Annotated in this window: 20 protein-coding genes; 14 read left to right on the plus strand and 6 right to left on the minus strand. The window is 67.8% G+C overall.

Going from position 1 to position 20,412, the window contains the following annotated elements; genetic code table 11:
- Positions 1-2 precede the first annotated feature (2 nt).
- Together C722_RS0100340 and C722_RS0100345 are read right to left on the minus strand one after the other, a co-directional pair.
- A complete protein-coding gene (locus C722_RS0100340) occupies positions 3-2,192 on the minus strand; it encodes an ATP-binding protein (RefSeq protein ID WP_017638623.1) in 2,190 nt (729 codons plus the stop codon).
- Positions 2,193-2,284: 92 nt separating this feature from the next.
- Positions 2,285-2,872 carry an HAD family hydrolase gene (locus tag C722_RS0100345; RefSeq protein WP_017638624.1) on the minus strand — a complete coding sequence of 196 codons (588 nt, stop codon included), beginning with the start codon at positions 2,870-2,872 and terminating at the stop codon, positions 2,285-2,287.
- Positions 2,873-2,971: 99 nt separating this feature from the next.
- Between C722_RS0100345 and C722_RS0100350 the strand changes: the two genes are divergently transcribed.
- From C722_RS0100350 to C722_RS0100375, 6 genes are all read left to right on the plus strand, one after another.
- On the plus strand, positions 2,972-3,721 hold the full coding sequence (locus C722_RS0100350; protein ID WP_017638625.1) for a haloacid dehalogenase type II: 750 nt from the start codon (positions 2,972-2,974) through the stop codon (positions 3,719-3,721).
- A 54-nt stretch (positions 3,722-3,775) separates the two neighbouring features.
- Positions 3,776-4,402, plus strand: a complete 627-nt coding sequence (locus C722_RS0100355; RefSeq protein ID WP_017638626.1) for a CatB-related O-acetyltransferase — start codon at positions 3,776-3,778, stop codon at positions 4,400-4,402.
- 69 nt (positions 4,403-4,471) lie between these two features.
- On the plus strand, positions 4,472-4,744 hold the full coding sequence (locus tag C722_RS0100360; protein WP_017638627.1) for a hypothetical protein: 273 nt from the start codon (positions 4,472-4,474) through the stop codon (positions 4,742-4,744).
- A gap of 31 nt (positions 4,745-4,775) precedes the next feature.
- On the plus strand, positions 4,776-5,471 hold the full coding sequence (tsaA, locus tag C722_RS0100365; protein WP_017638628.1) for a tRNA (N6-threonylcarbamoyladenosine(37)-N6)-methyltransferase TrmO: 696 nt from the start codon (positions 4,776-4,778) through the stop codon (positions 5,469-5,471).
- 119 nt (positions 5,472-5,590) lie between these two features.
- Complete coding sequence (ppnN, locus tag C722_RS0100370) at positions 5,591-6,967, plus strand: nucleotide 5'-monophosphate nucleosidase PpnN (RefSeq protein ID WP_017638629.1); 1,377 nt, start codon at positions 5,591-5,593, stop codon at positions 6,965-6,967.
- 349 nt (positions 6,968-7,316) lie between these two features.
- Positions 7,317-9,542, plus strand: coding sequence for a bifunctional diguanylate cyclase/phosphodiesterase (locus C722_RS0100375; RefSeq protein WP_017638630.1), 2,226 nt, complete (start codon positions 7,317-7,319; stop codon positions 9,540-9,542).
- On the opposite strand, the gene C722_RS0100380 is transcribed toward C722_RS0100375, so the two are convergent.
- Positions 9,539-10,225 carry a dihydrofolate reductase family protein gene (locus C722_RS0100380; protein ID WP_017638631.1) on the minus strand — a complete coding sequence of 229 codons (687 nt, stop codon included), beginning with the start codon at positions 10,223-10,225 and terminating at the stop codon, positions 9,539-9,541. The genes C722_RS0100375 and C722_RS0100380 overlap by 4 nt on opposite strands.
- Before the next feature lie 137 nt (positions 10,226-10,362).
- Complete coding sequence (fpr, locus tag C722_RS0100385; RefSeq protein WP_017638632.1) at positions 10,363-11,142, minus strand: ferredoxin-NADP reductase; 780 nt, start codon at positions 11,140-11,142, stop codon at positions 10,363-10,365.
- Between the two features lie 120 nt (positions 11,143-11,262).
- Between fpr and C722_RS0100390 the strand changes: the two genes are divergently transcribed.
- The gene (locus C722_RS0100390) at positions 11,263-12,195 is read left to right on the plus strand and encodes a LysR family transcriptional regulator (RefSeq protein ID WP_017638633.1); all 933 of its coding nucleotides are present in this window, start codon (positions 11,263-11,265) and stop codon (positions 12,193-12,195) included.
- Here the strand turns inward: C722_RS0100390 and C722_RS0100395 are convergent, their stop codons facing one another.
- The gene (locus tag C722_RS0100395; RefSeq protein ID WP_017638634.1) at positions 12,196-12,633 is read right to left on the minus strand and encodes a DUF4345 family protein; all 438 of its coding nucleotides are present in this window, start codon (positions 12,631-12,633) and stop codon (positions 12,196-12,198) included.
- Between the two features lie 198 nt (positions 12,634-12,831).
- Between C722_RS0100395 and pdxY the strand changes: the two genes are divergently transcribed.
- Positions 12,832-13,725 (plus strand): pyridoxal kinase PdxY, encoded by an 894-nt coding sequence (gene pdxY, locus C722_RS0100400; protein ID WP_017638635.1) that lies wholly within the window; start codon positions 12,832-12,834, stop codon positions 13,723-13,725.
- Between the two features lie 169 nt (positions 13,726-13,894).
- Here pdxY and dksA read toward each other — a convergent pair whose 3' ends face one another.
- Complete coding sequence (gene dksA, locus C722_RS0100405; protein ID WP_017638636.1) at positions 13,895-14,299, minus strand: RNA polymerase-binding protein DksA; 405 nt, start codon at positions 14,297-14,299, stop codon at positions 13,895-13,897.
- A gap of 193 nt (positions 14,300-14,492) precedes the next feature.
- On the opposite strand from dksA, the gene C722_RS0100410 reads away from it, so the two are divergent.
- The 6 genes from C722_RS0100410 to otnI form a co-directional block, all read left to right on the plus strand.
- A complete protein-coding gene (locus C722_RS0100410) occupies positions 14,493-15,197 on the plus strand; it encodes a FadR/GntR family transcriptional regulator (protein ID WP_017638637.1) in 705 nt (234 codons plus the stop codon).
- A 23-nt stretch (positions 15,198-15,220) separates the two neighbouring features.
- Entirely contained in the window at positions 15,221-16,114 is an 894-nt protein-coding gene (gene ltnD / locus C722_RS0100415; RefSeq protein ID WP_017638638.1) for an L-threonate dehydrogenase, read from the plus strand.
- Between the two features lie 5 nt (positions 16,115-16,119).
- Positions 16,120-17,412 carry a 3-oxo-tetronate kinase gene (otnK, locus tag C722_RS0100420; RefSeq protein ID WP_017638639.1) on the plus strand — a complete coding sequence of 431 codons (1,293 nt, stop codon included), beginning with the start codon at positions 16,120-16,122 and terminating at the stop codon, positions 17,410-17,412.
- Positions 17,409-18,047: an aldolase gene (locus tag C722_RS0100425; RefSeq protein ID WP_017638640.1), complete on the plus strand. Its 639-nt coding sequence runs from the start codon at positions 17,409-17,411 to the stop codon at positions 18,045-18,047. Before otnK ends, C722_RS0100425 begins: the two co-directional genes overlap by 4 nt.
- A 139-nt stretch (positions 18,048-18,186) precedes the next feature.
- Complete coding sequence (locus tag C722_RS0100430; protein WP_017638641.1) at positions 18,187-19,647, plus strand: GntP family transporter; 1,461 nt, start codon at positions 18,187-18,189, stop codon at positions 19,645-19,647.
- Positions 19,648-19,662: 15 nt separating this feature from the next.
- On the plus strand, positions 19,663-20,412 hold a 750-nt coding region (gene otnI / locus C722_RS0100435), incomplete at its 3' end, for a 2-oxo-tetronate isomerase (protein ID WP_017638642.1).

Here is a 20,412-nt window from a genome sequence, read left to right on the forward strand (position 1 = left end):
GCTCAACCTTCCAGGGTTTCGGGCTTGCCCAGCAGCTCCTGTACCCGGTCGACCAGGACCTCCAGGGTGAAGGGCTTGCCCAGCACGGCCATCCGCTCGCCGACCAGGGGCACGGGTGGCGCGTTGCCCGCCGCATAACCGGTGATAAAGAGGATCGGCAACTGCGGTCTGAGGGTACGGGCCGCATTGGCCAGCAAGCGGCCGTTCAGTCCCGGTAGCCCGACATCGGTGATCAACAGGTCGAAGCCTTCGCCTTCGCGCAGCGCTGCCAGGGCCGCTTCGGCATCGACGGCGTCGCGATACCGCCAGCCCAGTTCGACGAACAGCTGCACCAGCAACGCGCGGATGACCGCGTCGTCTTCCACCAGCAGCACCCGGACGCTGGGTAGCGCACGGCCGGTCGTGGCGCTGGAGAGCGCAAGCGGCGCGCGGATCGGCGGGGCCGGATGACGCGGCAGCAGCAGGCTCACCCGGCAGCCCTGTCCTGGCGCACTGGTCACGCTCACCTGGCCACGGGACTGCCGCACGAAACCATAGATCATGGACAGCCCCAGCCCGGACCCCTGGCCCACGGGCTTGGTGGTAAAGAAGGGTTCGAACACCCGCTCCAGCACCTCCGGAGGCATGCCCACGCCGTCGTCAGCGACCTCGATCAGCAGGTAGTCACCCGCTGGCAGCGCCGGGTCGGCGTCGCGCTGCACCCAATTGCGCGCGCTGATGGTCAGGGTGCCCCCTGCGGGCATGGCATCGCGGCTGTTGATGGCCAGATTGAGCAGGGCGTTTTCCAGCTGGTGCGGATCGGCGTCGACCGGCCAGATCTCGGCGTCCAGTTCGAGCTGGCAGTGGATCTGCGGCCCCAGGCTGTGCCGCAGCAACTCCTGGAAGTCGCCGATCAGCCGGGCAACGTCGACCGCCTGGGGATTGAGCGTCTGGCGCCGGGAGAAGGCCAGCAGCCGATGGGTGAGACTGGCACCCCGCCCTACCGACTGGGTGGCGGTGTCGAGCAGGTTGCCGACCCCGGCCAGGACCTCCGGCGCCAGGCGGCGGCGCAGGAGATCCAGGCTGGCCTGGATGCCGGCCAGCAAGTTGTTGAAGTCATGGGCGATGCCGCCGGTGAGCTGCCCCACGGCTTCCATCTTCTGCGCCTGGCGCAGCAGCTCCTCGGCCTGGGCGCGACTCTGCATCTCTTCGCGCAGCTGGCGATTGGTCTCTTCCAGCTCGGCGGTACGCGCCTGCACCTGGACCTCCAGGGTGGCGCGCTCGCGGCGCAAAGCCTCCTCGGCCTCGCGACGGTCATCGATGTCTTCGCTGGTGCCGTACCAGCGGATCACGGCGCCCGCCGCATCGCGGCGCGGATAGGCACGGGTACGCAGCCAGCAATGGCTGCCATCCGCCACCCGCACCCGGTGTTCGCGGTCGTAGGCCTGACCGGCGCTGCACGCCACGTCCCAGGCCTGCCGGGTCGCCTGGCGATCGTCCGGATGCACCACCGTCCAAAAGCTATCGGCTTCCAGCATCGGCTGGCCGGTCAGCTGCTGCCAGCGCGGCGAAAAGACCATGTGCTGACCGCTGGGATCGCAGGTCCAGGTGTATTGGGGATTGAGTTCCACCAGGTGCCGATAGTGGTCTTCGCTCTCGCGCAGCTGCAGATCCGCCTGATGGCGCTCGATGGCCAGGGCGGCGGTCTCGGTGACCAGGCGGAAGGCGTCGCGCTCGGCGGCCAGCGGGCGCCGCGGCTCGAGGAAATAGTTGGCGAAGGTGCCCAGCAACCGACCGTCCAGGGCCAACAGTGGCATCGACCAGCAGGCCCGCAGGCCATAGCGCAGCGCCAGGTCGCGCGCGCCGGCCCACAGCGGATCGCCGGCGATGTCCTCGACATAGACGGCTTCCCGGCGGTAGGCGGCGGTGCCACAGGAACCCGCCAGCGGGCCGATCTCCAGCCGCCCGAGATCGCGGCTGTAGGCGTCCGGCAGACTCGGCGCGATGCCGTCCTGCAGATAACGGCCATCCTCGCTGAGCAACAGGATGCAGGCGTGCAGGCGGACCTGGGCCAGGACCTCCACCCGTTGCAGCAGCGTGTGCAGCACCTGGGTCAGGGGCAGGCCGGTGGCAAGGCTTTCCAGCGTCTGGCGCTCGTACTGGCGCAGATCGCCGGAGGCTGGCTGATCGCTCGAAGGCGTGTGGAGGCTCATACGGCTGGCCCGACCTGAATCCGAAGCCGGCATCTTAGCCAGCGGCCAGGCAAACAACAGACTATTTACGCCTAACGGACAAATTTCCAGCGTCAGAGCGCCGCCAGGATCTCCGCACAGGTTTCGAAGCGCTGGTCACGCGCCGCGGGCCAGGGATCGCCGGGCTGATTGACCTGCAAGGTGCGACACCCCACCGCCCGCCCACACTCCAGGTCGTAGCGGTGATCACCGACCATCACCAGGCTGGCGGGCGCCACCTGCCAGCGTTCGGCCAGCCGCAGCAGACCGCCCGGATCGGGTTTGGGCGCCGCTTCGTCGCGGCCCAGTACGGCAGGCGGATCGAAGCAGTCCTCCAGGCCAATGGCGGCCAGGGTCAGCAGTGCCAGGTCGCGAGCATTGCGGGTGAGGATGCCCAGGTGGCAGCCGCGCTCATGCAGCGCGCGCACCAGCCCCACCGCGCCCGGCGCCGGGCGGGCGGCCACCGCCAGTTCGCGCTCGTGCTCGAACAGCCAGGCGTGCTTGGCCTCGCGCTCGGTGGCGGGCAGCTCGGCCAGGTGGTGGAGGATGTCGGCCTGCTCGGGAATGCCCAGGTGTCGGCGAATGGCGGCGAAGTCGTGTACCGCCAGGGTCAGGGTGCCATCCATATCGAACACCCAGTGGCTGAGGTGGCGCAGCGTCATGCAGAGATCCTTTGGCGAGGGTGACCTTCGGGCACTTTGGGGGAACCCCCGTCACCCGTGATCCGTCTGGTGGAGACAACCTTCTGCAGGAGTCTACCCATGACGACGACCGTTCGGGCGCTACTTTTCGATGTCTTCGGCACCGTGGTGGATTGGCGCGGCAGTCTGGTCACCGGTCTGCAGGGACTGTCCGCCAAGCACGGCGTCCAGGGCGACTGGGAGCGGCTGGCCGATGCCTGGCGCGCCGAAGCCTATGAGGCCATCCTGCCGCAGATCGCCGCCCGCAGCCTGCCCTGGTTGCCCCTCGACGAGGTCCATCGTCTGGCGTTGGACGAATTGCTGCCACGCCACGGCCTGGTCGGCCTGACCACCGCCGAGGTGGCCTGGATCAATCGCCTCTGGCACCAGCTGACGCCCTGGCCCGATGCCGTACCGGGTCTCACGCGGCTGCGCCAGGGTTATCCGGTCTGCGCCCTGTCCAATGGCAATGTCAGCCTGCTGCTGGACATGGCCCGCCACGCCGGGCTGCCCTGGGACATGCTGTTCGGCGCCGATCTTTTCAAGCGCTACAAACCGGCCGCGGAGGTCTACCTGGGCGCCTGCGCCCTGCTCGATTTGCAACCGGAACAGGTGATGCTCTGCGCCGCCCACAATGGCGACCTGCAGGCGGCCAAGGAGCTGGGCCTGGCCACCGCCTTCATCCAGCGCCCACGGGAAAAGGGTCCGGCGGGTGGCGAGGTGTCCAGCGGCGGCTGGGATCTGGAAGCGAGCGACCTGCAGGACCTCGCCGACCAGTTGGGCATGGCGGCCATCGAGCGAGATCCGGCGGAGCCCGAGCCCGGCGATTGAGCACGGCCCGGGCGCTTCGGTATCCTGCCGGATACCTTTCGCCAGGGCACCGCCATGAGTTTTCTCGACAAGCTGCGCAAGAAACGTGAACGCCAGGCGCTGGCCGCCCTGCCCCGCCTGCACCAGCGCACGGCGTGCCTGCGCCGCGAGCTGCCCGACTATGAGATCGGTGCCGGCACCTACGGCGCGCCCAGGGTGTTCGATCTCAAGGAAGGCGCCACCCTGCGCCTGGGACGCTACACCTCCATCGCCGAGGGCGTGCGCATCCTGCTCGGCGGCCTCCACCGGCTGGACTGGGTGACCACCTACCCCTTCCCTGCCTTCGTCGACGACCTGGCCCACATCACCGACTACGGCGGTACGCGCGGCGATGTGGTGATCGGCAGCGACTGCTGGATCTGCACCGATGCGCTGATCCTCTCCGGCGTCACCATCGGCCATGGCGCCGTGGTGGCCGCCGGCGCCGTGGTCACCCGCGACGTACCGCCCTATGCGGTGGTGGGCGGCAATCCGGCGCGCTTCATCCGCTGGCGCTTTCCCGAAGCCACCTGCCAGGCGCTGCTCGACATCGCCTGGTGGGACTGGCCCGAAGCCGAGATCCTCGCCGCCGGCGAACACCTGTGCAGTGCCGATATCGAGGGCTTCATCGCCTACGCGCGGGCGCGCCATCCGGCGCCCTGAAGCCGTCGCCTGGAACTCGGAACCGCTCCCAGGGTTCACCTTCATTAGTCACTCCGTTGAAGGTTCTCCATGGAAGCGCTCGATCTGTTGCAATGGCCGGCCATGGCCATCACCCTGCTCGCCGCCTGGCTGGTGGCCTCTCAGCGTCAGGGCCGGCGCAATCTGGGCTTCTGGGTGTTCCTGCTCAGCAACGGCCTGTGGATCGCCTGGGGCCTGCAGGCCGAGGCCTATGCCCTGATCGTGCTGCAGCTGGGCCTGGCGGCGATGAATCTGCGCGGGGTGCGTCGCAACGCCGGCGAAGCACCGGCTGCTGCGGTCGCGGAGGCCTCGGGCAGGGCATAATGACCGGCCCTGCGTCAGACGGCCCCCGCCCATGCAGTACAGCGTCACCCCCATCGGCCACGTCCGCTCCTGCTTCAAGGAGAAATTCGCCATTCCCCGGCAACCCGCGCTGGCCCCGGCCGCCCGTGGCGTGCTGGAACTGCTGCCACCCTTCGACCGGCCCGAAGCGGTCGCGGGCCTGGAAGGCGTCAGCCATGTCTGGCTGCTGTTCCTGTTCCACCAGGCCCTGGAAAGCCAGCCGCGGCTGCGGGTGCGGCCACCACGGCTGGGTGGCAATCGCTACCTGGGCGTCTTCGCCACCCGCGCCACCCACAGACCCAATGGCATCGGCCAGTCGGTGGTACGCCTCGACGGCCTGGAACCGGGACGGCTGCTGCTCTCGGGGATCGATCTGCTCGACGGCACCCCGGTACTGGACATCAAACCCTATGTGCCCTATGCCGACAGCCCCCCGGGCGCCCACAACGCCATCGCGGAGGCCCCCCCGCCGGCCCTCGCGGTCAGCTGGACAGACACGGCGCGGGTCCAGGCCGAGACTCATAGCCAGCGCCTGGGCGAGCCCCTTGCCGAACTGATCGAGCAGTGCCTGGCCCAGGATCCACGCCCGGCCTACCAGACGCCGACGCCCGAGCGGCGCTACGGGGTGCGGCTGTGGGATGTGGAGGTGCACTGGCACTATCCAACCGCGACCTCCATCCAGGTGCTGGACGTCACCGCCGCGGTCTGACACAGCCCCGTTTGCATTCCGGCGCCCGCGCCCCCAACAATGACAGTGCCGGATCGCATGAAGTGGTCCGCACCCGGCTACGGCCGCCGTTCGGCCGTATCACCGATAGGGAAGCATCTATGGCTCCAAGCAGACAGGTCATCAACGCTCAGGTCAGCCCCAAGGGCAGCCTGGAGACCCTTTCCCAGCGCGAGGTCCAGCAGCTCAGCGCCGCCGGCTCGGGCAACCTCTACCAGCTCTTTCGCCAGTGCGCCCTGGCCATCCTCAACACCGGCGCCCACAGCGACAACGCCAAGACCATCCTCGAGGCCTACCAGGACTTCGAGATCCGCATCCATCAGCAGGACCGCGGCGTGCGCCTGGAGCTGGTCAACGCCCCGGCCGATGCCTTCGTCGACGGCGAGATGATCGCCAGCACCCGCGAGATGCTGTTCAGCGCCCTGCGTGACATCGTCTACACCGAGAGCGAGCAGAGCAGCCTGCGCATCGATCTGGAGAGCTCCGAGGGCATCACCGACTACGTCTTCCACCTGCTGCGCAATGCCCGCACCCTGCGCGCCGGCGTGGAGCCGAAGATGGTGGTCTGCTGGGGCGGTCACTCCATCAGCACCGAGGAATACAAGTACACCAAGAAGGTCGGCCACGAACTCGGCCTGCGCAACCTGGACATCTGCACCGGCTGCGGCCCGGGCGTGATGAAAGGCCCGATGAAGGGCGCCACCATCGCCCATGCCAAGCAGCGCCTCCAGGGCGGTCGCTACCTGGGCCTCACCGAGCCGGGGATCATCGCCGCCGAGGCACCCAATCCCATCGTCAACGAACTGGTGATCCTGCCCGACATCGAGAAGCGCCTGGAAGCCTTCGTCCGCGTCGGCCACGGCATCATCATCTTCCCGGGTGGCGCCGGCACGGCAGAGGAATTCCTCTACCTGCTGGGCATCCTCATGCACCCGGACAACACAGGCATCCCCTTTCCGGTGGTGCTCACCGGACCGCAGAGCGCCGCCCCCTACCTCGAACAGTTGCACGCCTTCATCGGCGCGACCCTGGGCGAAGCTGCCCAGCGGCACTACCAGATCGTGGTCAACGATCCGGTCGAGGTGGCCCGGCAGATGGCCCAGGGCCTCAAGGCGGTCAAGCAATTCCGCCGCGACCGCCACGATGCCTTCCACTTCAACTGGCTGCTGCGCATCGAAGAAGGCTTCCAGCGGCCCTTCGATCCCACCCACGAGAACATGGCCGCCCTGCAGCTGACCCATGCCGTGCCGCCCCATGAACTGGCCGCCAACCTGCGCCGCGCTTTTTCCGGCATCGTCGCCGGCAACGTCAAGGCCAAGGGCATTCAGCTGATCGAGGAACGCGGGCCCTACGAGATCCATGGCGATCCCGACATCATGCGGCCACTGGATCGGCTGCTGCAGGCCTTCGTCGAGCAGCACCGCATGAAGCTACCCGGCGGCGCGGCCTACGAGCCCTGCTACCGCGTGGTGAGCTGATCCGTTCGACCGGCCGTTCTGGCCGGTCTTCCCTCTCATGGGACCGTTCATCCCTCCTCCTATCGACGAACGGTCGCATTACTGGCGATATGCTATCGATAAGTCGCTAGCCAGCTATCTAGAGCGCTTCTTCTGGCGATTTTCCACTGCGTTTCCAGATGCGCTCGTCTGAGAAAAAAATCTCGCGCACTAACTGTCGAGGCGCCTGCTAAAGCCCCTCTTCACCACGCCGATAGGGCAAGGCAAGCTAAACTCAACGCGCAGGCTGCCGCTGTGAAATCCCCCGGACCGGAGATCCCGCCGGGCCGTCTTCACCCAGTCGCGCCAGACTTCCTGCCGAGGCCATGGAATGAACAACTGGCTGGGACTCGACTTTCTCGTCGCTCCTCTCGACCACACCCAGATCCACCTTCACGGTCAGCACGACGGCTGGCTGGTCGCCCTCGCCTATCTGGTCGCGGTCAGCGCCTGCTACGTGACCCTGGTATTCGCCGAGCGCATCGGCCAGACCCGCACCCTGGCGCGGCGGCGGGCCTGGAGTCTGATGGGCGCCCTGAGCTTCGGCTTCGGCGTCTGGGGCATGCACTTCATCGCCATGCTGGCCTTCACCGTGCCCACCCGGGTGCACTACGACCTCTTCATCACCATCGCCTCGCTGCTGATCGTGGTGCTGGCCGGACTCATGGCCATGCCCGCCCTCAGCCAGCCCGACCTCACCCTGGGGCAGCGCCTCAAGGCCGGTATCGTGCTGAGCGTGGGCATCGTGCTCATGCACTACACCGGCATGGCCGCGGTGCACACCGAGGCCGTGGTGCTCTATCGCCCTCTGCCCTTCCTGCTGTCGATCGGCATCGCCGTGGGGGCGAGCTTCGCCGCCCTGCAACTGATCCAGATCTTTCGCCGCCACTACACCGGCATCTATCGCTGGCTGCGCATCGCCACCGCCCTGGTGATGGGCCTGGCCATCGCCGCCATGCACTTCACCGGCATGTGGTCCATGGTGCTGGTCGCACCGGCCCAGACCGAAAGCACCCTGCAAGGCGCCAGCAATTCCTGGCAGCTGGGGGTGGGCATCGCCATCATCGCCCTGCTGCTGGGGGTGGGCGGCCTGGGCGCGGCCTGGGCTGATCGCCAGCTGCAGCGCAAGGAAAACGACCTGGAGCGGGTCAATTCCCTGGTCGGCCAGCTCGACGAGGCGCGCGCCTCGCTGCAGCAGGCCGCGCACTATGACCCCCTCACCGACCTGCACAATCGCCGCGCCTTCAACCAGGCCTTCGCCGAGATCCTCGAGCGCCACGCCCAGCAGGGGCGCAGCCTGGGGGTGATGTTTCTCGACATCGATCACTTCAAGCGCATCAACGACAGCCTCGGCCACGACGCCGGCGACCAGTTGCTGGTGGCCATGGCCAAGATCATTCGCGAGGCGGTACGCGAAGGGGATCTGGTGGCCCGCTTCGGTGGCGACGAATTCTGCATCCTGGCCAGCCTCGCCGGCCCCGAGGAGGCCCGGCACCTGGCCCAGCGCATCCTGGAACGCCTGCGCAATCCGGTCACCATCGGCAACCGCACCCTGGTGATGACCACCAGCATCGGCATCAGCCTCTATCCCCGCGACGGCGGCTGCTGCGAGGAGCTGCTCAAGAGCGCGGATCTTGCGCTCTATCTGTCCAAGGGCAATGGCCGCAACACCTTCAGCTTCTTCGACGAGACCCTGCGCGAGAAGATCTCGCTGCAACTGGAGCTGGAAGCCGAATTGCGCGAAGCCCTGACCGAGGAGCGTGGTCTGCAGCTCTACTATCAGCCGATCCTGGACGTCGCCAGCGGTCAGCTGGACAAGGCCGAAGCCCTGATCCGCTGGGACCATCCCCGCCTCGGCATGCTGGCGCCCAACTGCTTTCTCGGCGTGGCCGAGGCCAACGGCTTCATCGAGGACCTGGACGCCTGGGTGCTCAGACGTGCCTGCCACGACCTGGCCGAGCTGACCGCCGCCGGCCTCACGGAGCTGCGCATCGCGGTCAACTGCTCGGCGCTGAGCCTGAGCAACGACGCCCTGCCCGGGCAGATCGCCTGGCGGCTGGACGACCACCGGCTGTCGCCGCGGCGCCTGGAACTGGAGGTGACCGAGAATGCCCTGGTCAAGAACGTGCAGCCCACCGCCGAGCTCCTGCAACGCATCCGCGACCTGGGCGTGACGGTGTCCATCGACGACTTCGGCACCGGCTATTCCTCGCTGGCCTATCTCAAGCGCCTGCCGATCGATACCGTGAAGATCGACCGCTCCTTCGTCACCGGGCTGGCCGAGGGCAACGCCGATCACCAGATCGTCCAGGCCATCATCGGCATGGCCCGACCGCTCAAGCTCAAGGTCACCGCCGAGGGCGTCGAACACCTGGAGCAGCTGCGGCTGCTGTGCGCCCTGGGCTGCGACTTCATCCAGGGCTATCACATCAGCCGACCGGTGCCCCTGGCCCAGGTGCCCGAGGTGATCGCTCGCTATGCCAGCGGAGTCTGCCCGCTGCAGGCCCAGGCGGAGGCGGATGCCGACGCCCTGGCGCTGGCCAGGGCGCTCGGCTAGCCGCGCCGATAGCGCAGCCAGACGCTGCCGTCGTCCTGGGCTTCGGCCGTATCCAGCTTGAGGTACAGCGGCTGCTGCCAGGCCTGCTCGGCGATCTCGAAGGAGGCCGGATGGGCGCCGCGGCCGTCCACCAGGGGGATGATCAGTACGCTGATCTCGTCCACCAGACCGGCGGCGACAAAGGAGCCGCTGACGTGGGGGCCGCCCTCCACCACCAGTCGCTCGATGCCCAGCTCGGCGTTGAGCAATTCCAGCACCGCCGCCAGATCCAGTTCGTCCTTGCCGCCGAAGACGTAGGAGGCGCCGATGTCTTGCAGGTGCACCAGATAGTCGTCGCTGACGCCTTCGGTCAGCACCGCCACCACGTGGGAATCCAGGGCTTCGTTCTTTTTCCAGGCCACCTTGCCCTGGGGATCGATGGCGATGGCGTACTTGCTGGCGTCACGCTTGGCGAAATGATGGGTGCGCGGGATGGGCGCCTGGGCGACGCCGGTGGGATAGCCTTCGCCGTGGGCGATCTCTTCCATGGTCACCCGGCCGCAGGCCCAGGCATCGAAGGCGAAGCGCTCGGCCAGGCGCTCGTAGGTGGCATCGGCCTGTTTCTTGACGGCGCGATCCCAGCCATCGGTGAGGGCGTGACCGTCGACCGACGACATCATATGGCAGATCACATAGGGCTTCATGGGGACTCCCGGCAGTGGCGTGTCGCCATGACACGCCTTGCAGCAACCGACCGGTCCGGCGCCGGGGGAGTTCAGCCCGCCGGGCCGCGGAAACGAAAAACCCGCCGGAGGGCGGGTTTTCGATGAGCCTGCTCGCGTTACTTCTCGACGAAGGCGCGCTCGATCAGGTAGTCGCCCGGATCGCCCATGCGCGGCGAGATGGTCAGGCCGAATTCGTTCAGCACGGCACTGGTCTCGTCCAGCATGCTCGGGCTGCCGCAGATCATGGCGCGGTCGTCCTGCGGATTGATCGGCGGCAGGCCGATGTCCTCGAACAGCTTGCCGCTGCGCATCAGGTCGGTCTGACGCCCCTGGTTGCGGAATTCCTCGCGGGTGACCAGGGGGTAGTAGATCAGCTTCTCGCGCACCAGATCGCCGATGAACTCGTGCTCCGGCAGGGTCTTGGTGATGAAGTCGGCATAGGCCAGCTCGTTCACGTAGCGCACGCCGTGGACCAGGATCACCTTCTCGAAGCGCTCGTAGGTTTCCGGATCCTGGATGGTACTCAGGAAGGGCGCCATGCCGGTGCCGGTGCTCAGCAGATAGAGGTGCTTGGCGGGCTTGAGGTCGCTGAGGATCAGGGTGCCGGTGGGCTTGCGGCTGACCATCAGGTTGTCGCCTTCCTTGAGGTGCTGCAGGCGCGAGGTCAGGGGGCCGTCCGGCACCTTGATGCTGAAGAACTCCAGGTGCTCTTCGTAGTTGGGGCTGGCGATGCTGTAGGCGCGCATCAGCGGACGACCGCCTTCGGTTTCCAGGCCGATCATCACGAACTGACCGTTCTCGAAACGCAGGCCCGCGTTGCGGGTGGTCTTGAAGCTGAACAGGGTGTCGTTCCAGTGATGAACGCTCAGGACGCGCTCGGTGTACAGGTTGCTCATCGATGACTCCAGGAAAAATCGGTACAGCCCGGGGCTGGATAGAAATTGCGCGACAGTTTATAGAGGGGGAAAATATCCGTGAAATGAATAATTCGAATATAGGTTATCCAAAAGGCAGATATGAGATTCACGTTGCGTCAACTCGAGGTCTTCGTCGCCGTGGCGCGCCAGGAAAGCGTTTCCCGGGCGGCCGAGGCGCTCAGTCTGTCGCAGTCGGCCACCAGCACCGCCCTGGGCGAGCTGGAACGGCAATTCGACTGCCGGGTATTCGACCGCGCGGGCAAGCGTTTGACGCTCAACGCCCTGGGCCGGCAATTGCTGCCCAAGGCGGTGGCCCTGCTCGACCGCAGCGCCGAGGTGGAAAATCTGCTGCGCGGCAAGACCGGCTTCGGCTCCCTGGAGGTCGGCGCCACCCTCACCATCGGCAACTACCTGGCCACCCTGCTGCTGGGCGACTTCATGCAGCGCCATCCCGATTGCCGGGTGCGGTTGCACGTCCACAACACTGCCAGCGTGGTGCAGCGCATCGCCAACCATGACATCGACCTCGGTCTGATCGAAGGCGATTGCCAGCATCCGGATCTGGAGGTGCAGCCCTGGATCGAAGACGAATTGGTGGTGTTCTGCGCGCCTGGACACGCCCTGGCCGGGAAGCAGGCCACCCAGGCCGAGCTGGAAGCCCAGGCCTGGATCCTCCGCGAACAGGGCTCCGGCACCCGCCTGACCTTCGACCAGGCCATGCGGCACCATGCCCAGCCACTGGACGTGCGCCTGGAGCTGGAACACACCGAGGCCATCCTGCGCGCGGTGGAGTCGGGGCTGGGCATCGGCTGCCTGTCACGGCTGGCGCTGCGTGATGCCTTCGCCCGCGGCACCCTGGTGCCCATCGCGACCCCGACCCTGGATCTGCGTCGCCAGTTCTGCTTCATCTGGCACAAGCAGAAGTACCAGACCGGGGCCATGGTCGAATTCCTCGACCTCTGTCGCCAGCTGACCCTGGGCCTCGCCCGCAGCGATCAGATCGACACCGCGCGGCCCCGGCCCGGACGCTAGTCACTGGCCCTGGTAGATCCGGCGATTCTCCAGTTCCCGCTGCTCGTGGCGGCGGTGCGCGCGCAGCGCCAGCAGCGCCAGGACGCCGATCACCAGGCGATAGCCCTGGGAATAGAGATCCAGTTCGGCGGTGGCCGACTCGCCCAGTACACCGCTGATCAGCCGCACCACGAACAGCGTCAGCTGCACGAAGGCCACCAGCAGCAGACCGGCCGACAGCCATTCCGCCCGCCGGAAGGCCAGCACGGCAAACAGCGCCAAGGCGAATTGCATGCCGCCATACCAGACCCGCGCTTCGGCCACCGACGCCGAATCCATCAGCACCATGCCGCGGGCATTGGCCATCTCGTAGGGGTAGAACCAGTGCGCCAGGGCGAGTCCAAACCAGACCAGGGCCTGCAGACCCAACACCAGACGTGCGAAGCGAAGCTCGGACATTCCCCGTTTCTCCTTGGGGCCAGAGGTGGATGACAGCCGCTCCAGTGTAGCCAGCCAAACGACCTGGCGCAGGTAGCGATCCGCACTGCCGATGCAGACCGCCGCAGCCGGGTTAGGGTTCGCCGGAAAGGCTGGGGTAAGCTGCAGAGACCTTTCGTTTTCGGCTCGGATCGCGAGCCCGCTGCCCAGGTGACCGCCATGCCCGCCCCCCTGCCCGCCCAGCCGCCGCTGGTGCTGTCCATCCAGTCCCATGTCGCCTATGGCCACGTCGGCAACGCCGCCGCCACCCTGCCGCTGCAACTGCTCGGCCTGCAGCCGGTGGTGGTCAACACGGTGCAGTTCTCCAATCACACCGGCTACGGCGAGTTCAAGGGCCAGGTCTTTCCGCCCGAACACATCCACGACGTGCTCGACGGCCTGCGCGCCCGCGGCGTGCTGGAGCGCTGCGTAGCGGTGCTCTCCGGCTACCTGGGCGATGCCGCCATCGGCGAGGTGATCCTGGGCGTGGTCCAGGAGATCCGTCGCCAGCGCAGCGATCTGCACTACCTCTGCGATCCGGTGATGGGCGATGTCGGTCGCGGCATCTTCGTGCGTCCCGGCATCCCCGACTTCCTGCGCCGCCGCGCCATCGAACAGGCCAGCCTGATTACCCCCAACCAGTACGAATTCGAATTGCTGCACGGGCAGCCGCTGGCGGATACCGCCGACGCCGTGAGCGCCGCCCGCCTGCTGCTGGGGCGCCCGGGCCAACCAGGGCCGGCGACCATCGTCATCACCAGCCTACGCACCCCGGACCTGCCCGCCGACGTCCTCAGTACCCTGGTGGTGGAAAGCCAGGATGCCTGGCTGGTGCAGACGCCCTACCTGGACCTGCAACCGCTGCCCAACGGCATGGGTGACGTCTTCTCGGCGGTGCTGCTCGGCCAGTTGCTGAACGGCCAGTCCACGCCCGCCGCGGCGTCCCATGCGGTCAGCGCCCTCTACGCGCTGGTCGCCCGCACCGGCGCCGGTAGCCGTGACCTGCCCCTGATCGCCGCCCGCGAGCAGATCGTGCGACCAGGCGAGCTGTTCGAGGCACAGCGGCTTGCGTAGGTTGGGGTTGAGCGTCAGCGAAGCCCAACGGTGCCACGTTCGAGTTTGCCTGTTGGGCTTCGACGATGGAGCCGTCTCAGCCAACCTACGGGTGTCCCCTTCCTGCGCCATACCGCTCCCTCTCCCCCTGGGAGAGGGTTGGGGTGAGGGATGCCCACCCGCGAAGCCCTCACGACGACTGCATATGCCGCTCGCGCTGCTCCTGGCGTTCCTTGGCTTCCACGCTGAGGGTGGCGGTGGGTCTCAGCAGCAATCGCGCCAGGCCGATGGGTTCGCCGGTTTCCTCGCACCACCCATACTCATCACGGGCCAGGCGCTCCAGGGCCTCGTCGATCTTGTCCAGCAGCTTCTTCTCCCGTTCCAGCTGGCGCAGTTGCCATTGCCGCTGCTGCTCGGCGTTACCGACATCGGCGGGATCGCCATGGGCGTCCATGCCGCGCAGATCCTCCACCTGCTCGTCGATCAGCCGCTGCAGCTCGCCACGCTGACCGAGCAGCAACTGGCGGAAGAAATCACGCTGGGCCTCGTTCATATAGGCCGACTCGGGTTGGGCCAAGAGTTCTTCAGGGGTCATGCGACAGCGCTCCTCAGCATAAACGTTATATTATAACACTAAGAGAGCCCTCTAGCTTGGGCCTTGTACCTCACGACGCCATCACAAAAATTCCGTAGTGCCTCAGCCAAAACCACTACACAAAGGCAAAAGCCTGTGAGAAAGTAGTTTCACAACCTGTATGACAACCTTACAACCACAACAGCAGGTCTCCATGTTCGCCAAGGTCCCCGCCAATGTCCTGAGCGATAACGTCGCTCAGCAACTGCTGGACAAGATCGAAGCCGGTGTTTTCGCCCCCGGCAGCAAGATCCCCAGCGAAGCCCTGCTCTCCGAAGCCTTCGGCGTCAGCCGTACCGTAGTGCGCGAAGCCATCTCGCGGCTGAAGAACGAAGGGGTGTTGCAGCCCCAGCAAGGGCGCGGCATCTTCGTCACCACCCACGCCAGCATCCGCCCGTTGCGCATCGACGCCGACGAAGCCAGCCTGCCCGGCAGCGTCTTCCACCTGCTGGCCCTGCGCCGCGCCGTCGAGGCGGAAATCGCCTCCGAGGCCGCCATCAACCGCAGCGAGGCCGATCTGGTGGCCATCGACGAGGCCCTCGCGGCCATCGACGAAGACGTCGCCGATGGCCATGACGGGGTACGCGCCGACGTGGCCTTCCATCGCACTATCGCCCAGGCCGCCGGCAACCCCTACTTCATCAAGACCCTGGAATTCGTCAGCCAGTACCTGGAGACGGCCACGCGCATCACCCGCACCAACGAGGCGCGGCGCGAGGATTTCTCCCGTCAGGTGCACGAAGAACACCAGGCCATCGTCGCCGCCATCCGCCTCGGCGATCCCCTGGCCGCCGCCAACGCCGCCCGCCAGCACATCTACAACGCCGCCCGCCGCCTGCGGCAGGCCGGCTTCGCCTGACCTTTTTTACGGAGAACAACAAGATGCAAGACAACGTCGGTGTCATCGGCCTCGGGGCCATGGGTCTGGGCGTCGCCCGTTCGCTGCTGCGCGCGGGTTTCGCCGTGCATGCTTGTGACGTGCGCGCCAGCGTGCTGGAAAGCTTCGCCAGCGAAGGCGGCGTAGCCTGCACCTCGCCTGCGGCCCTGGCCGACAGCTGCGACATCCTTATCACCGTGGTGGTCAATGCCGAGCAGACCGAAGCCGTGCTGTTCGGTGAAGGCGGCGCCGCCTCTGCCCTGCGGCCGGGCAGCCTGGTGATCGCCTGCGCCACCGTGGCCCCGGCCTACGCCGTCGAGCTGGGCGAGCGCCTGGCCGAGCGTGGCATCCTGCTGCTGGACGCCCCGCTCTCCGGGGGCGCCGCCAAGGCCGCCAGTGGCGAGATGACCATGATGACCTCCGGCACCACGGAGGCCTATGCCAAGGGCGAGGCGGTCCTGGCCGCCATGGCCGGCAAGGTCTATCGCCTGGGTGACGCGCCCGGCCAGGGTTCCAAGGTCAAGATCATCAACCAGCTCTTGGCCGGGGTGCACATCGCCGCCTCCGCCGAGGCCATGGCCCTGGGCCTGCGCGAAGGCGTCGACCCGGACGCCCTCTACGAGGTCATCACCCACAGCGCCGGCAATTCCTGGATGTTCGAGAATCGCGTGCCGCACATCCTCAAGGCCGACTACACCCCGCTGTCCGCCGTGGACATCTTCGTGAAGGACCTGGGCCTGGTGCTGGATACCGCGCGCACCTCGAAATTCCCGCTGCCGCTGTCGGCCACCGCCCACCAGATGTTCATGCAGGCCTCCACCGCAGGCTTCGGTCGTGAAGACGACTCGGCGGTGATCAAGATCTTCCCGGGCATCGAGTTGCCCAAGGCCGCGGAGTGAAACCCATGAGCCAGACCGAGACCCGCCCGCTGCTGGGCTGCATCGCCGACGACTTCACCGGCGCCACCGATCTCGCCAACATGCTGGTGCGCGGCGGCATGCGCACCGTGCAGGTGATCGGCGTGCCCACGGCCGATGCCGAACTGGACGCCGCCGACGCCGTGGTAGTGGCGCTGAAATCCCGCACCACGCCGGCCGCCGAGGCGGTGAGCGAATCCCTGGCCGCCCTCGCCTGGCTGCGCCAGCGCGGCTGCCGGCAATTCTTCTTCAAGTACTGCTCGACCTTCGACTCCACCGCGGAAGGCAACATCGGCCCGGTGGCCGAGGCCCTGCAGGAGGCGCTGGACTGCGACTTCACCCTGGCCTGCCCGGCTTTCCCGGAGACCGGACGCACCCTGTTCCGCGGCCACCTGTTCGTGCAGGACCAGCTGCTCAGCGAATCCGGCATGCAGCACCACCCGCTGACGCCCATGGTCGATGCCAACCTGGTGCGGGTGCTGCAGGCCCAGAGTCGCGGCAAGGTAGGGCTGCTGCGCTACGACCAGGTCGCCCAGGGCCCCGAAGCCGTACGCCAGGCCATCGCCGAACTCCGGACTTCGGGTCATCGCCTGGCCATCGCCGATGCCCTGTCCGATGCCGATCTGCACACCCTGGGCGCGGCCTGTGCCGAGCTGCCCCTGGTCACCGGCGGTTCGGGCATCGCCCAGGGCCTGCCGGAGAATTTCCGCCGCGCCGGCCTGCTGCAGGCGCACGACGCCGCCGCCCTGGAGCTGCCCGCCGGTGGCGAAGCCGTGCTGGCCGGCAGCGCCTCCCAGGCCACCAATGGCCAGGTCGCCGCCTGGCTGGAAGCCGGTCGCCCGGCACTACGCCTCGACCCACTGGCGCTGGCCCAGGGTGACGAGTCCATCGACGCCGCCCTCGCCTGGGCGCGCGAGCTGGGCCAGGCCGTGCTGATCTATGCCACCAGTCCCGCCGACGAGGTCAGGGCCATCCAGCGCGAGCTGGGCGTGGCCCGCGCCGGTGAACTGGTGGAACGCGCCCTCGGCCTGATCGCCCGCGGCCTGTTCGACAGCGGCGTACGCCGTCTGGTAGTGGCCGGTGGCGAGACCTCCGGCGCCGTGGTCCAGGCCCTGGGCGTGCAAAGCCTGCGCATCGGCGCCCAGATCGATCCGGGCGTGCCGGCCACCCTCGGCCAGGTCGCGGGCGAACCCCTGGCCCTGGCGCTCAAGTCCGGCAACTTCGGCAGCCGCGACTTCTTCGCCAAGGCCCTGCGCCAGCTGGCAGGAGAGCAGGCATGAGCGTCGAAGCCCGTCTGCGCGAAGAGATCTGCACCGTCGGCGCCAGCCTCTATGCCCGCGGCTACACCGTGGGCAGCGCCGGCAACATCAGCGCCCGCCTGGAAGACGGCTGGCTGATCACCCCCACCGACGCCTGCCTGGGTCGCCTGGATCCGGCGGCCATCGCCAAGGTCGGCCTGGATGGCGACTGGGTCTCCGGCGACAAGCCATCCAAGACCCTGGCCCTGCATCGCCAGGTCTACGACCGCAATCCCGGCGTGGGCGGCGTGGTGCACACCCACTCCACCCACCTGGTGGCCCTGACCCTGGCCGGGGTCTGGCGCCCGGACGACATCCTGCCGCCGATCACCCCCTACCAGGTGATGAAGGTCGGCCATATCCCGCTGATCCCCTATGCCCGTCCCGGCGCCGCCAGCGTCGCCGAGCAGGTGGCGCAACTGGCCAACCGGGTTCGCGGCGTGATGCTCGAACGCCTCGGCCCGGTGGTCTGGGAGAGCAGCGTGAGCAAGGCCAGCTTCGCCCTGGAGGAGTTGGAAGAAACCGCGCGGCTGTGGCTGCTCAGCGAGCCGCGCCCGGCGCCGCTCGATGCCGCCGCCCTGGCCGAACTGGCGGAGACCTTCGGCGCCGTCTGGTGACCTGAAGCCCGCGCTACCGCAACACCCCCACGATGGCCCTCGCCGGCCGTCGCGGGACCGGCTTGCCCTGGAAAAACAACAATAGCGAGGAAAGTGCCATGTCCCACGTCGTCAGCCTCACCTGCCCGGAGTCCCGCTCATGAGTCCGTTGCTGCTGGTCCTCATCGCCGCGGCGGGCATCGCCCTGCTGCTGTTCCTGGTTCTCAAGTACAAATTCCAGCCCTTCGTGGCGCTGATGCTGGTGAGCATCCTGGTGGCCCTGGCCGCTGGCGTGGAACCGTCCAAGCTGGTCGCCACCATCGAAGGCGGCATGGGCAAGATCCTCGGCCACATCGCCATCATCATCGCCCTGGGCGCCATGATCGGCCGCATCATCGAACTCTCCGGCGGCGCCGAGGCCCTGGCCAAGACGCTGATCGAGCGCTTCGGCAACAGACGCACGCCGCTGGCCCTGACCCTGGCCGGCTTCCTGGTCGGCATCCCGGTGTTCTTCGAAGTCGGCGTGATCGTGCTGATGCCGCTGGCCTATGGCATCGCCCGCACCGCGCGCAAGCCGCTGATCGTCTTCGCCCTGCCGATGTGCGCCACCATGCTCACCGTGCACGCCATGCTGCCGCCCCACCCGGGCGCCGTGGCCGCCGCCGGCCAGCTGGGCGCCGACCTGGGTCGGGTGCTGCTGTTCGGCCTGCCGATCACCGCCGTGCTGGCCCTGATCGGCTGGTGGGTGGCCGGGCGCATGACCCGCCGTCACTACCCCATGACCGATGACATCCGCAGCGACGTCTATGGCCCGCAGATCACCGACACCCACCTGCAGCAGTGGGGCCGCGGCCAGGACATGGCCCCTGGCCTGCCCAGCCTCGGAGCCGCCGCGGTCAAGGTCGACGAGACCCCGGCCGGCCTCGCCGCCGGTCTGCCGCCCGCACCAGCCCCCGGCTTCGGCCTGGTGGTGACCCTGATCCTGTTGCCCATCGTGCTGATCCTGCTGGGCACCCTGGCCACCAGCTGGCTACCGGCCGGCAACCTGCTGCGCGACATCCTCACCGTGGTCGGCGCGCCCCTGGTGGCCCTGCTGATCGACACCCTGCTGTGCGCCTATGTGCTGGGCTTCCGCCGCGGCTGGTCGCGTGAGCAGGTCTCGGACGTCATCGGCTCGGCGCTGCCCGGCGTGGCCATGGTCATCCTCATCGCCGGCGCCGGCGGCGTCTTCGGCAAGGTGCTGGTGGACACCGGCATCGGCGCGGTGGTCTCGGACCTGCTGCGCGCCACCGGCCTGCCGGTGCTAGCGCTGGGCTTCGTGCTGACCCTGCTGCTGCGCGCGGTCCAGGGTTCCACCACCGTGGCCCTGGTCACCACCGCCGGCATCCTCGGTCCGCTGATCGCTACCCTGGACCTCTCGGCCAACCACATGGCCCTGCTCTGCCTGGCCATGGGCGCCGGTGGTCTGGCCGTGTCGCACATCAACGACGCCGGCTACTGGATCTTCACCAAGCTGGTCGGCCTGAGCGTCGCCGACGGCTTGCGTACCTGGACCGTCCTGACCACCCTGCTGGGCTGCCTGGGCTTCGCCATCACTCTGCTGCTCTGGCCCTTCGTCTAATCTGGGAGACAAGCCATGCCCCGTTTCGCCGCCAACCTCAGCATGCTCTACCCCGAGCATGCCTTCCTCGACCGCTTCGCCGCCGCCGCGGCGGATGGCTTCCAGGCCGTGGAATACCTCTTTCCCTATGAGCACTCCGCCGCCGAGATCAGGACCCGGCTGGACGCCGCCGGCCTGACCCAGGTGCTGTTCAACGCCCCGCCCGGCGACTGGGCCGCCGGCGAACGCGGCCTGGCCGCCCTGCCCGGTCGCGAGGCCGAATGCCGCGCCGGCATCGACCGCGCCCTGGACTACGCCGCCGTGCTGGGCAATCGCCTGATGCACGTGATGGCTGGACTGCTGCCCGCGGGGGTCGACCGGGCCCGCGCCCGCGACACCTACCTGGGCAACCTGGCCCATGCCGCGGAACAGGCGGCCAAGGCCGGGGTGACGATCCTCATCGAGCCGATCAACCCGCGCGACATGCCCGGCTACTTCCTCAATCGCCAGGACGACGCCCAGGCCATCCGCCAGGCCATAGGCGCCAGCAACCTCAAGGTGCAGTTCGACTGCTACCACTGCCAGATCGTCGAGGGCGATGTCAGCAAGACCTTCGAGCGCGACTTCGCCGGCATCGGCCACGTGCAGATCGCCGGCGTGCCCGACCGCCACGAACCGGATCTGGGGGAGCTCTACTACCCCTATCTGTTCGAGCGCTTCGATGCCCTCGGCTACGACGGCTGGATCGGCTGCGAGTACCGCCCCCGCGGCGACACCTCCGCCGGA

It is taken from the genome of Pseudomonas sp. 313 (assembly GCF_000316965.1).
Taxonomy (GTDB): domain Bacteria; phylum Pseudomonadota; class Gammaproteobacteria; order Pseudomonadales; family Pseudomonadaceae; genus Chryseomonas; species Chryseomonas benzopyrenica.